Source organism: Streptomyces sp. NPDC058683, from assembly GCF_042716195.1.
Lineage (GTDB): Bacteria > Actinomycetota > Actinomycetes > Streptomycetales > Streptomycetaceae > Streptomyces.
The window spans coordinates 50,126-63,550 of the sequence record NZ_JBHXSK010000047.1 but is presented as its reverse complement, the minus strand read 5'-3'; the positions used below and the strand labels follow the sequence as shown (position 1 = coordinate 63,550).

Genomic DNA, 13,425 nt, shown 5'->3' with positions numbered 1-13,425 from the left:
CTGGCGGGGCGCTGTGCTGAGGGCGGTCACAAGGGGCCGTAGCTCTTGACAACTGAATTGGTCTGGACCAAATTGAGCGCGCACCCCACCTCCAATTCCCCCATCCCCGGAGGCACTTGTGGTTCGCGTGAGACCTGTCCTCACCATGCTCACGGCCGGGCTGCTGGCCGTGTCCGGTGTCACCGCGCTCTCGTCGGCCGCCCGTGCGGCCGACGCGGACCTCGCCGTCAACGGCGGGTTCGAATCGGGCCTCTCCGGCTGGACCTGCACGGCGGGCAGCGGCACGACGGTCAACTCGCCCGTGCACAGCGGAAGTTCCGCACTGCAGGCGACCCCCGCCGGCAGTGACAACGCTCAGTGCGTGCAGACCGTGACCGTCAAGCCGAGTTCGCAGTACACCCTGTCCGGTTACGTCCGCGGTTCCTACGTCTACCTCGGCGCGAGCGGCACCGGCAGCACCGACGTCTCCACCTGGACCCAGTCCGCCCCCGACTGGCAGAAACTCACGACCACCTTCACCACCGGCGCCTCGACGACCAAGGTCACGATCTACACCCACGGCTGGTACGGCACCGGCGCCTACTACGCCGACGACATCTCCCTGGTCGGCCCCGGCGGCACCACGGGCCAGCCGCCCGCCGCACCGACCGGACTGAGGACCGGCACGGTCACCTCCTCCAGCGTGGGTCTGTCCTGGACGGCGGCCACCGGCGCCACGAGCTACGCGGTCTACCGGGACGGGGCGAAGGTCCAGACGGCGACCGGGACGTCGGCCACCGTGGCCGGCCTGTCCCCGTCGACGGCATACAGCTTCCAGGTCACCGCGGTGAACGACGCCGGCGAGTCCGCGAAGTCGGCTGCGGTGACCGCCACCACCACTGCCGGCTCCTCCGGAGGCTCCACCGACCTGCCCACCCACGCCCTGGTCGGCTACCTCCACGCCTCCTTCGCCAACGGCTCCGGCTACACCCGGCTCGCCGACGTCCCCGACAGCTGGGACGTCATCGACCTGGCCTTCGGCGAGCCGACCTCGGCGACCTCCGGGGACATCCGCTTCAACCGCTGCCCCGTGACGGAGTGCCCGAACGTCGAGAGCGACGCCGACTTCAAGGCGGCGGTCAAGGCCAAGCAGGCGGCCGGCAAGAAGGTGCTGATATCGATCGGCGGCGCCAACGGCCAGGTCCAGCTGACCACGACCGCCGCCCGGGACGCCTTCGTCTCCTCCGTCTCGAACATCATCGACACCTACGGCCTGGACGGCCTCGACATCGACTTCGAGGGCCACTCGCTGTCGCTGAACGCGAGCGACACGGACTTCAAGAACCCGACGACCCCGGTGGTCGTCAATCTCATCTCCGCGCTGAAGACGCTGAAGGCCAAGTACGGGGCGAAGTTCGTGCTGTCCATGGCGCCCGAGACCTTCTTCGTGCAGATGGGCTACCAGTTCTACGGCACGGGCAAGTTCGGCGGCCAGGATCCGCGCTGCGGGGCCTATCTCCCGGTCATCTACGCCCTGCGCGACGACCTGACCCTGCTGCACGTCCAGGACTACAACTCGGGCCCGATCATGGGCCTCGACAACCAGTACCACTCCATGGGCGGCGCCGACTTCCACATCGCCATGACCGACATGCTGCTCACCGGCTTCCCGGTCGCGGGTGACGCGGGCAACCTCTTCCCGCCGCTGCGCCCGGACCAGATCGCGATCGGCATGCCGGCCTCGACCAACGCGGGCAACGGCTATGTCGCCCCGGCCGAGGTCACCAAGACCCTGGACTGCCTGACGAAGAAGACGAACTGCGGCTCGTACGCGACCCACGGCACCTGGCCCGCGCTGCGCGGCCTGATGACCTGGTCGGTCAACTGGGACCGGTTCTCGAACTGGGAGTTCCAGAAGAACTTCGACGCGTACTTCGGCTGAGCAGCAGCCGCAGTGCGGTCAGCAGGACCGTGCACAGGCACCAGCTGGCCGCCACGTCCAGCGGCCAGTGGTAGCCGCGCCGGACCAGGCCGTAGGAGACGGCGAGGACCAGGGCCGCGCAGACGGTGACGACGGTGCGGCGGGCGGCCCGGGAGCGGAGCCAGGGGAGGAGGAGCAGGGTCGCGGAGCCGTACGCGATCGCCGCCGTCGCCGTATGGCCGGAGGGGAAGTAGCCGACCGCCGGGGGCACCACCGGGGTCCCCGGACGGGCGGTCCACTCCTTGACCGGCACGATGATCGCCGGGACCAGGGCCATCAGGAGGGCGGCAGCGGCGGGCGGCAGCCACCAGCGGTCTGTACCAGTGGAACGGCCGCGCCGGACGACGTATCCGATGACGATCACCAGGACCGGAACCGCGACCTGCACGTTCCCGAGGTCGGAGAGGAGTTCGGAGAACCGGTCCGGGTGGACGAGTGCGCTGCTCAGGCGGCTGTCCAGGCGGAGCAGGGGGCCGTGGGCCACGACCTGCCAGGTGATCAGCGCGAAGAGAAGGGCCGGAAGGCTCACAAGCCCCAGGAGTCCCGCGAGGGGAAAGTGAAAGAAGGAGGTCGGCCGCCCCGGAACAGGGGGGGTGGTTCCGAGGCGGCCGTCCGGATCGGAACGCCGCGCGCCCCGGGGGGTTTGGGGCGAGCGACCGTCCGATCGGTGAGGAGATCCGGAGCCGGAGGCCCCGGTTGTGTGCGCGAGGGCACGACCAGGTCGAAGCTGGGGAGGCCCCGGCCTGAAGTCGCCCACAGTCCCCTGTGGGCGGGGTGTATCTCTCATCTGCTTAGAACTTACGGCAGGGGCAGGCGTGGCGACAGGCGGAATCGCGTCCCGTCATGCACCTCGCACACCTTCTTCACACGGCCTGACGGGGGCCGCCCCGGCCCCCCGCATCACGCCAGGTGGGAGGGGAGGGGCGGCGGTGGCACACGGGTTCGAGACCCTGTGGGCGGGCTATGAGAAGGCTGTGGCTCAGATCCGAGCGAAGGCCTGCTCGATGATGTCGAGGCCCTCGTTCAGCAGGTCCTCGCCGATGACCAGCGGCGGCAGGAAGCGCAGCACGTTGCCGTAGGTGCCACAGGTCAGGACCAGCAGGCCCTCCTGGTGGCAGGCCTTGGCGAGGGCGGCGGTCGCCTCCGGGTTCGGCTCCTTGGTCGTACGGTCCTTGACCAGCTCGATGGCGATCATCGCGCCGCGGCCCCGCACGTCGCCGATGACGTCGAACTTCTCGGCCATCGCGGACAGCCGCGGCTTCATGATCGCCTCGATCGCCTTCGCCTTGGCGTTGAGGTCCAGCTCCTTCATGGTCTCGATGGCACCGAGCGCACCGGCGCAGGCGACCGGGTTGCCGCCGTAGGTGCCGCCGAGGCCGCCGGAGTGCGCGGCGTCCATGATCTCGGCGCGGCCCGTGACAGCGGCCAGCGGCAGACCGCCGGCGATGCCCTTGGCGGTGGTGATCAGGTCCGGGACGATCCCCTCGTCCTCGCAGGCGAACCACTGACCCGTACGGCAGAACCCGGACTGGATCTCGTCGGCGACGAAGACGATCCCGTTGTCCTTGGCGAACTGGCTGATCGCCGGCAGGAAGCCCTTGGCGGGCTCGATGAAGCCGCCCTCGCCGAGCACCGGCTCGATGATGATCGCGGCCACGTTGTCCGCGCCGATCTGCTTGTTGATCATGTCGATGGCCTGGGCGGAGGCCTCGGCACCGGCGTTCTGGGGGCCGGTGAGCCAGCGGTAGCCGTACGCCACCGGCACCCGGTAGACCTCGGGCGCGAACGGCCCGAAGCCGTGCTTGTACGGCATGTTCTTCGCGGTCAGCGCCATGGTGAGGTTGGTCCGGCCGTGGTAGCCGTGGTCGAACACGACGACGGCCTGCCGCTTGGTGTAGGCGCGGGCGATCTTCACGGCGTTCTCGACGGCCTCGGCGCCGGAGTTGAACAGCGCGGACTTCTTGGCGTGGTCGCCGGGCGTCAGCTCGGCCAGCGCCTCCGCGACGGCCACATAGCCCTCGTACGGGGTGACCATGAAACAGGTGTGGGTGAAGTCGGCCAGCTGGGCGGCGGCCCGGCGTACGACGGCCTCGGCGGAGGCGCCCACGCTGGTCACCGCGATACCGGAACCGAAGTCGATCAGACGGTTGCCGTCGACGTCCTCGATGATGCCGCCGCCCGCGCGGGCGGTGAACACCGGCAGCACGGAACCGACGCCCTGCGCGACCGCGGCCATGCGGCGGGCCTGCAGCTCCTGCGACTTGGGGCCGGGGATGGCGGTGACGACGCGGCGCTCCTGCGGAAGTGCGGTCATGGGGGCTCCCTGATGATCAATCGTGCGTTCCGGGGCGCTGTGCGTGTCCGGCGGCCCCGGGGCGGCTCCGGCGGTGCGTATCCGGACGCTCTCCTTCTTTCTTCGCAGGCTAGGTCCGGCTGTGGGAGGTGGGCATGCTCCATGTGGGTGTTGTCCGGGGGTGGCGTTGTCCGTGGTGGACATACTGTGCCGGGCGGCGGCGGGACCCGGCTGACGGTTCCTCGGCCGCGTAAGCGGTGAACTCCCCTGGGGAGGGCGTTAGATTGACTCGCTGACGGTGGACGGAACGGCTGGTCAGGGGGAAAGGGCGATGGACAGCGACAGGACGCGGGACACACAGGACACCCACACGAATCCTGTACCGCGTCCGGCGGGGCCGCAGGACGCGGGCAGGACGCCGGCCGAGGCCGCCGCCGTGCCGCCGCGGCCGAACCTGCCGCCCGGGGCGCCGAACCTGCCGCCCGGGGCGCCTCCGATGCCCGACGGCTCGGCCTTTCTGAGCTGGCTGCGGGCGTCCAGGCCGGAGGCGCCGCCGGGGGTATGGCGGTTCGGATACCGGTCCCGGCCCGCGGAAGAGCCCGACCAGGTCCCGGCAAGGCAACTGCTGAGCGGGGCGCTGATCGCCTTCCTGGTGGGGTGGCTGGTCTGGTCCCTGCTGACGCACGGCTACCTGGGTGCGTGGTGGGGCCTGCCGCTCCGACTGTTCCTCCCTGACTCTTGGCAGGGCGAGAACGGCACGATCGGGAAGACCACGGCGCAGTTCATCTATCGGGGATACACCTACCTCGTAGGCCTCACCATCCTGATCGTGGTGGGCAGGCTGGGCCGATGGGGAGAGGTGTGGCGGCGGTTTGTCGCTCCTCGGTTCAAGGCTCCGGTGTCCCGGCAGGAGCCCCGCACCGCGGAGGAAGACCCCGCCCAGTGGCCCCACCTCCGCGACGCCGGGGCGCATGACGCCGCTGACCGGCTCGCTGCCGAGGCGCGGGCCGGGCTGATGGGGGACGTGGACCAGGCCCGGATCGCCCGGGCCTGGCAGGGCGTGCGCAGCGGCCGGCACAGCATGGCGTCGTTCTCCGCCGCCGTGGTCAAGGACGGCGCCGCCGCCTGCCTGCACCCCTCCGGGGAACGCGACCTGCCCGCCCGGCACGCCCGGCACGACCTGGTCACCGGCCAGGTGCGGCTCGGCACGACGGCCGACGACCCCCGCAACCCCTACCTCTACCGCGGCACCGGCCTCGCCGTCGGCCCCGAGCTGCTCGGCACCTCCCTGCTCGCCGTCGGCCCGGCCGGCTCCGGCAAGACCGGCGCGCTGGTACGCCCGCTCGCCGAGTCGCTCTGCCTGCACGCGCTCGCCGGCCGCGCCTCCGTGGTCGTCGTCGGCGCTGCCGGCGCCGGACTCGGACCCGCCGACTCCTACGACGTCGTCGTCCGCATCGCCCACCCCGAGTCCGTCTACGACCTCGACCTGTACGGCGGCACCACCGACCCCGACGAAGCCGCCGCCATAATCGCCGAGGCCCTCGTCGGCGACCTCGCCGACCCGCACCCCGGCAGCGACAGCCGCCGCTCCACCACCGTCCTCGCCCAACTGCTCGGCCCGTTCAAGGCGGTCCACGGCCGCTTCCCCTCCGTACCCGAACTCCGCCAGCTCCTGGACGGCGCCCCCGGCCCGGTGGCCGCGCTCCGCAAGGCGCTGACGGCCACGGGACACGAGTCGCTGCTGCGCGAACTCGACGCCCGGGAACGGCAGATGGGGCAACCGGGAGACGTGGGCGCGGTGCTCGCCGACCGCATCGCTCTCCTGGACCGTCCGGCCTTCGCCGGGTTCTTCGACACCTCCGGCCAGTCCCGCCCCTTCTCCCTCAAGGCCCTCGACCACCCGGTCCGGGTCCGTATCGACCTGCCCGAGCGCGGCCACGCGGACGCCTCCCGCATCCTGGCCCGGCTGGTGCTCGCCCAGTTCACGGCGAGCGTGACGGTACGGGACGACCGTTCGCTCTTCGCCTGCCTGCTCCTGGACGACGCCACGGGTGTGGTGACGCCGGAGGCGGTACGCGCCGTCCAGCGCCTGCGGTCGGCCAACGCCGGCGTCGCGCTGACCCTGCGCACCCTGGACGACGTACCCCGCCCCCTGCGTGGGCCGCTGCTGGGGGCCACCGGCTGCCGTATGGCCTTCGCCGGACTCACCCCCTGGGACGGTCAGGACTTCGCCGAGGTCTGGGGCAAGGAGTGGACCGAGGCCCGGGACGTCACCGACCGCCAGATCATCGCGGAGACCCCGGCGGGCAAGGCGCTGCACGTCGTACGGCGGGTCATCACCGGCAAGGCGCCCACGGCCCGCGCGGTCACCGTCCGGCAGGTGGAGCGCGAGCGCTGGTCGGCCTCCGAGCTCGCCCACGGCGTGCCGGCGGGCCATGCCGTCCTCTCCCTGACGACCGTCAAGGGCGAGCACGCGCCGCCCCTGCTGGTGGACCTCAGGGGCGGTGCCGGCCGGGTTTGAACAGGGAGTCACGCGCGACCGTACAGTGAGGCAGAATCGACAGTGGCCGTTCATACGAGACGGCCAAAGGCCCACTGCCCTCTGTGCACGTCTTCACGTGTTCCCGACCGAAGAGAAGATCTGACGGCCCGATGCCACCGACGCTCGCCTCGCTCGTCCACCATTCCGCGCTCAAACTGACGGTGCGCGCGGGCGAGGACCGCCTCGACGTGCCCGTGCGCTGGGCCCATGTCAGCGAACTCGCCGACCCCGTGCCGTACATGGAGGGCGGGGAGCTCCTCCTGATCACCGCGCTGAAGCTGGACGCCGACGATCCTCAGGCGATGCGACGGTATGTGAAACGCCTGGTGGGAGCGGGTGTGGTGGGTCTCGGCTTCGCCGTCGGGGTCAACTACGAGGAGATCCCCAAGGCCCTGGTCGACGCGGCCGAGCAGGAGGACCTGCCCCTGCTGGAGGTGCCGCGCCGCACCCCGTTCCTCGCCATCAGCAAGGCCGTGTCGGCGGCGATCGCGGCCGACCAGTATCGGGCGGTCACGGCGGGCTTCGCCGCCCAGCGCGAACTGACCAGGCAGGCCCTGAACGCCGGGCCCGAGGGCCTGCTGGCCGCACTCGCCGCGCAGGTCAACGGCTGGGCGGCGCTGTACGACGCCTCGGGCGCGGTCGTCGCCACGGCACCGGAGTGGGCGGGCCGCCGGGCGGCCCGGCTGACGGCCGAGGTGGAACGGCTGCGGGAGCGCCCGGCGCCGGCCTCGTCGGTGGTGGGCGGCCCGGACAACGAGGACCGGGTGGAGCTGCACTCCCTCGGCACCGGCCGCAGGTCCCGGGCGGCCCTCGCGGTCGGCACCGCGGCGGCCCTCGGCACCGCCGAGCGGTACGCCGTCCACTCGGCCATCGCCCTGCTCACGCTCACGACGGAACGCTCCCGTTCGCTGCACGCGGCCGAGCAGCGGGTGGGCGCGGCGGTACTGCGCATGCTGCTCGCCGGGCAGCCGGACCACGCCCGGGGGGTCGCCGGGGATCTGTACGGCGGGCTTCTCGACGCCCCCTTCCGGATGATCGTCGCCGATGCGGGCGCCGAGCTGCTCGCCGGTCTCACGGAGGCGGTCGAGTCGGCCGCGGCGCGTGCCGGGGAGGCGGTGCTGGTGGTGCCGGAGGGGGAGCGGCTGGTGGTGCTGGCCGCCGACGGAGGTGCGGCGGTGGGCGCGTGCGCCGACCACGCGGCGGCGCGCGAGGCCGCCCGGGCCGCACCGGAGAAGGACGGCACCGGCGAGGACGACCTGGTCGTGGGCATGTCGGCCCCGTCCGGCCCGATCGGTGCGGCGGCCGCCTACAAACAGGCCGAGCAGGCCCTGTCGGTGGCCCGGCGGCGGGGCCGGGTGCTGGTCGAGCACGAGCAGCTGGCCGCCGGTTCGGTCCTGCCCCTGCTGGCCGACGACGCGGTGAAGGCGTTCGCGGACGGTCTGCTGCGGGCGCTGTACGAGCATGACGCGACGGGCCGCGGTGACCTGGTGGCCTCCCTGCGGGCCTGGCTGTCCCGGCACGGCCAGTGGGACGCGGCGGCTGCCGACCTGGGCGTGCACCGGCATACGCTGAGGTACCGGATGCGCAGGGTCGAGGAGATCCTGGGCCGTTCCCTGGACGACCCGGACGCCCGGATGGAGCTGTGGCTGGCGCTGAAGGCGACCTCGGCGGACTGACCGCCGCCGGAGAGCCCGGAGAACACGGCCTGTATGCCTCTGCCAAAGAGGCGCACCCCCGCTCGCCACCACTACACCCCGGACAAGCGCCGCTTCTCCCTCCCGCGCCTACGGTGGACCTTGGAAGCCAAGAAATCCCCACACGCGGAAGGGCCGGGACTCTCATGACCGCCACCCACGCCTTCTGGCTCGCCGGCCGTCAGGTCACCGGCGAGGACACCTTCGACGTCACCAGCCCCTGGGACGGGCGCCTCGTCGGCAAGGTCGGCGTGCCGACCGACGCGCAGGTCGAGGAAGCCGTCGCCGCCGCGTACGCCGTACGGGACGAGTTCGCCGCCACCCCGGCCCACATACGCGCCGCCGCCCTCGACCACGTCAGCCGGCGCCTCGTCGAGCGCACCGAGGAGATAGCCCAGCTGATCTCCGCCGAGAACGGCAAGCCCATCAAGTGGGCGCGCGGCGAGGTCGGCCGTGCCGTCTCCGTGTTCCGGTTCGCCGCCGAGGAGGCCCGGCGCTTCAACGGCGGTGAGGCCCAGCGGCTCGACACCGACCTCGGCGGCCAGGGCCGGCTCGCGCTGACCCGCCGTTTCCCGAAGGGCGTCGTCCTCGGCATCGCGCCCTTCAACTTCCCGCTCAACCTCTGCGCCCACAAGATCGCCCCGGCCATCGCCGCCGGCGTGCCGATCATCCTCAAGCCGGCGCCCGCCACCCCCCTGTCCGGCCTGATCATCGGCGACCTGCTCGCCGAGACCGAGGGCCTCCCGGCCGGCTCCTGGTCGATCCTCACGGTCGCCAACGACAAGATGGCGGCCCTCGTCCAGGACGAGCGCCTCCCGGTCATCTCGTTCACCGGTTCCGAGAAGGTCGGCTACTCGATCATGGACTCGGTCCCGCGCAAGCACTGCACCCTGGAGCTGGGCGGCAACGGCGCGGCCGTCGTCCTCGGCGACTACGCGAGCGACGCCGACCTCGACTGGGCCGCCACCCGCATCGCCACCTTCTCCAACTACCAGGGCGGCCAGTCCTGCATCTCCGTGCAGCGGGTCATCGCCGACGCGTCCGTCTACGACCGGCTGCTCCCGCGCATCGTCGCCGCCGTCGAGGCCCAGGTCACCGGTGACCCCGCCGACGCCAGGACCGACGTCGGCCCGCTGGTCAGCGAGGCCGCCGCGGAGCGCGTCGAGGCGTGGGTGAAGGAGGCCGTGGAGGCCGGCGCCACGCTGGTCACCGGCGGCGACCGCGACGGCGCCAGCTTCGCGCCGACCGTCCTCACCGAGGTCCCGGCGGACACCACCATCTCCTGCGAGGAGGTCTTCGGACCCGTCCTCACCGTGCAGAAGGTGTACGGCGAGGCCGAGGCCTTCGCCGCCGCCAACGACTCCAAGTACGGCCTCCAGGCGGGCGTCTTCACCCACGACCTCCAGACCGCCTTCCGCGCCCACCGCGCGCTCGAGGTCGGCGGTGTCGTCGTCGGCGACGTCCCGTCCTACCGCGCCGACCAGATGCCGTACGGGGGCGCCAAGCAGTCCGGCGTCGGCCGCGAGGGCGTCAAGTTCGCGATGGACGACTACACCTACGAGCGGGTCCTGGTCCTCACCGGCCTCGCCCTCTGACCTGCCCCGGACACGACACCACGGCCGGAGCCCGCTGTGCGGGGGCTCCGGCCGTCGGTGTGCTGGGACCCGGTCGCCGGGACCGTCTTCTTGTCAATGGGAACCATTTTCAGATACGGTTTCCGTGACGCTCGTCGTCGTCCCCTCGAAGGGGCCCGGCACCGATGCCTTCCGGTGCCGGGCCCCTTCTCGGTGCCGGCCGCTCCGGACCCTCAACCGGAGAAGCCGACGTGCGCGAGCCGCAGCGGGCCGCGCAGTCCGATGCGGACGTCGTGCACGCCCTCGGCGACGATGCCGGCGGTGAGCGAGGTGTACGCGTACGGGCCCGGTGTCGGCTCGGCGAGCGTCAGCACCGCCAGCGGCGGGCCGCCGTCCAGGGACAGTTCCAGCGAGCCGGCGCCCGACACCCGCGCGGTCACCTCGGTCACCCCCCGGCCGAAGTCGCAGTCCCGGTAGACGAGTTCACCGAGGCCGTCGCCCTTCGGCGTGACCGCGTCACCCTCCGACCTGGTCCGGTCGACGATCGCGATGCCCGACTGCTCGTCGAAGTCGGCAGCCGGCAGACCGCGTGCGGCGACCGGCCGCGGCGCGGCCGCTTCGCCCTCCAGGACCAGCGTCGTCCGCAGCCGGATGTCCTCGCTGGACGCGCCGACCAGCAGGTCGTACGGACCGGGCTCCATGCGCCGTCCGCCGCGCGCCACGTCCCAGAACGCGAAGGCGGAGAGCGGGACTTCGAAGGTCAGCCCGGTCCGTGCGCCGGGGGCGAGGGTGATCCTGCGGTGGGCCAGGAGTTCGCGGCGCGGGCGCACCGACGAGGGCTCGACCGCCCGGGAGTAGAGCTGGGCCACCTCGTCCGCCGTCACGTCACCGGTGTTGGTGACCGTGAACGACGCGCTGAGTGTCCCGTCCGCCACCTCGGTGACCAGGTCGGCATAGGAGAAGGACGCGTACGACAGGCCGTGGCCGAACGGGAAGAGCGGGGCGCCCTCGAAGTAGAGGTACGTCTGGCGGGCGCCCAGCACGTCGTAGTCGAGCAGGTCGGGAAGGTCGGCGTCGGAGGCGTACCAGGTCTGCGGGAGGCGGCCCGCGGGGGAGACGTCACCGGCCAGCACCCGGGCGAGCGCGGTGCCGGCCGCCTGGCCGCCGTGCGCCGTCCACAGGACCGCCGGGAGGCGGGCCACGTCCACCGCGTAGGGGTAGGCCGACGTCAGGGCCAGGACCGTCCGCGGGTTCACGGACCGGGCCGCACGCAGCAGGCGCTCCTGGTGCGGGGGCAGGGCCAGGGTCGTACGGTCCTCGGTCTCACGGCCGTTGATGTGCGGGTCGTTGCCCGCGACGACCAGGACCGCGTCGGCCGCGGCGGCCACCCTGGCGACGGCCTCCGTACCCCGCTCGACGATGATCAACTCGAAGATCGACGCGTTCTCGGCGGCAACCTGCACGCCGTCGGCGGCGACAGAGACATGGCGACCCGTGCCGAGATGCCGGAGGAGGTGACCGTTCTCATGGGGTTCCAGGCGGAATGTCTCCTGGACGACCCAGCCGCCGGGCTGGTCCGCGGAGGCGCGGAGGCGCCCGTCGTCGGCGACCGAGAGGTAGCGGCCGTCGGGGGCGCGGAGCGTCAGCACGCCTTCGCCCCAGTCGACGAGGGCGAGTTCGGTGCCCGTCGCGTCGGTGGCCAGCGGGGGCAGGTCGGTGCGGCCCGCCAGCAGCGCCGGGTCCAGGGCGCCCGTCGCGCCGCGCGTCTCCTCGGCGGCCTCGGGAGCGGGCGGTACGTGCAGGAAGGTGCCGTCCGCGAGCCTGAGCCGGACCCGGTCCACGCCCTCCGCGAACTCCACACGCTCCGCGCCGAACCGTTCGTACAGGCCCTCCAGCGGGGTGGAGCGGTGCAGCAGCGTCCCGCTGTACCAGTCGAGCTTGCACTCGTCGGCGAGCAGACCGACCACCGCGATCCGGGTGTCGGGCGCGAGCGGCAGCAGGTCGCCGTCGTTCTTGAGGAGGACGACGGCCTGTTCCGCCGCCTCCTGGGCGAGGGCGCGGTGCGCGGGGGTGTCGAAGTCGGACGTGTGCGCATACGGGTCGTCGTGCGGGTCGAACTCGCCGAGGCGGAAGCGGACCGAGAGCTGGCGGCGCACCGCCGTGTCGATGTCGGCCTCCGTCACCAGGCCCTGCGCCAAAGCCCCGTTGAACCGCGCGACGATCTGCGAACCGTCCGTGCCGTGGTCGGTGAAGCTGTCGACACCAGCGAGCAGGGCGGCCGCGGTGGCCTCCTCATGCGTGTCGAAGTAGTGCTCGTGATCGACCAGGTTGCTGGGCGCGCCGGCGTCCGAGCAGACCAGCAGATCCTCCGCCGTCCAGCCGCGCAACTGCTCGCGCAGGTAGGGGGAGACGTGGTTGGGGCGGCCGTTGACCAGGTTGTACGCCGGCATCACCCCGGCCACCGCGCCCGCCCGCACGGTCTCCTCGAAGGCGCGCAGGTCGTACTCGTGCAGCACCCGCGGGCGGACCGAGGAGGAGGAAGTGGCGCGGTCCGTCTCGTTGTTGTGGGCGAGCCAGTGCTTGAGGACGGGCGCGGTGCGCCAGTACACCGGGTGGTCGCCGCGCAGGCCGCGGGTGTAGGCGGTGGCGATGGCGGAGGTGAGCTTCGGGTCCTCGGAGTAGCCCTCCTCGTTGCGGCCCCAGAGCGGGTGGCGCAGCAGATTCACCGTCGGCGCCCAGACGTTGAGGCCCACGCGGTCGTCGCGGGCGCGCATCGCCCGGACCTCCCGGGACACGGCCTCGCCGACCCGGCGTACGAGATCGGTGTTCCAGGTCGCACCGAGGCCGACCGCCTGGGGGAACACCGTGGCCGGGCCCATCCAGGCGACCCCGTGCAGGGCCTCCTGGCCGGTGCGGAAGGCGGCGATGCCCAGGCGCGCCACGGCGGGTGCGAACTGGTGCAGGAAGGAGACCTTCTCGTCCAGGGTGAGCCGCGCCAGCAGGTCGTCGATGCGCTTCGCGAACGGCAGGTGCGGATCGCGGAAAGGCGGCGTAGGCGGCGTTCGATCGGTCACGTGCGGTTCCCCTTGCGATGGAGCGACGAGGAGCTTTCGAAGCGCTTCGATGCTCATTCGACGCACCGTCGGGTGTCAAGAGACGCTCACCGAAATTTCAAGCGGCGCATACGGAGAGGTCATCCCTGTCACCTCGGAGGAATCTTGGGAGCGACCCTTGTGCACCCCCGGGTGTTCACTTAACCTCGCAGCAACATCGAAGCGCTTCGACTAGCCGACCAGCCGACTCACGGGTCCGCCCCCAGGGACACATGACAGCGGTCGACCGTGGTCGGGGGACCGCTTCAG

The 13,425-nt window shown here is 72.0% G+C and carries 7 protein-coding genes; 4 read left to right on the top strand and 3 right to left on the bottom strand.

Going from position 1 to position 13,425, the window contains the following annotated elements; genetic code table 11:
• Positions 1 to 145 precede the first annotated feature (145 nt).
• Positions 146 to 1,921 (top strand): chitinase, encoded by a 1,776-nt coding sequence (locus ACFWXC_RS39585; RefSeq protein ID WP_384486789.1) that lies wholly within the window; start codon positions 146 to 148, stop codon positions 1,919 to 1,921.
• Here ACFWXC_RS39585 and ACFWXC_RS39580 read toward each other — a convergent pair.
• On the bottom strand, positions 1,860 to 2,747 hold the full coding sequence (locus tag ACFWXC_RS39580; protein ID WP_384486723.1) for a phosphatase PAP2 family protein: 888 nt from the start codon (positions 2,745 to 2,747) through the stop codon (positions 1,860 to 1,862). The two genes, ACFWXC_RS39585 and ACFWXC_RS39580, sit on opposite strands and share 62 nt — an antisense overlap.
• A 192-nt stretch (positions 2,748 to 2,939) precedes the next feature.
• Positions 2,940 to 4,274, bottom strand: coding sequence for a 4-aminobutyrate--2-oxoglutarate transaminase (gene gabT, locus ACFWXC_RS39575; protein ID WP_384486721.1), 1,335 nt, complete (start codon positions 4,272 to 4,274; stop codon positions 2,940 to 2,942).
• Positions 4,275 to 4,584: 310 nt separating this feature from the next.
• Here gabT and ACFWXC_RS39570 point away from each other — a divergent pair, with 310 nt between their 5' ends.
• The 3 genes from ACFWXC_RS39570 (at position 4,585) to ACFWXC_RS39560 (ending at position 10,084) form a co-directional block, all read left to right on the top strand.
• A complete protein-coding gene (locus ACFWXC_RS39570) occupies positions 4,585 to 6,774 on the top strand; it encodes an ATP-binding protein (RefSeq protein ID WP_384486719.1) in 2,190 nt (729 codons plus the stop codon).
• 131 nt (positions 6,775 to 6,905) lie between these two features.
• Complete coding sequence (locus tag ACFWXC_RS39565; protein ID WP_384486717.1) at positions 6,906 to 8,471, top strand: PucR family transcriptional regulator; 1,566 nt, start codon at positions 6,906 to 6,908, stop codon at positions 8,469 to 8,471.
• Positions 8,472 to 8,635: 164 nt separating this feature from the next.
• Positions 8,636 to 10,084, top strand: a complete 1,449-nt coding sequence (locus ACFWXC_RS39560; RefSeq protein WP_384486715.1) for an aldehyde dehydrogenase family protein — start codon at positions 8,636 to 8,638, stop codon at positions 10,082 to 10,084.
• A gap of 212 nt (positions 10,085 to 10,296) precedes the next feature.
• Here ACFWXC_RS39560 and ACFWXC_RS39555 read toward each other — a convergent pair whose 3' ends face one another.
• Positions 10,297 to 13,137 (bottom strand): glycoside hydrolase family 3 C-terminal domain-containing protein, encoded by a 2,841-nt coding sequence (locus ACFWXC_RS39555; protein WP_384486713.1) that lies wholly within the window; start codon positions 13,135 to 13,137, stop codon positions 10,297 to 10,299.
• Positions 13,138 to 13,425: the final 288 nt, after the last annotated feature.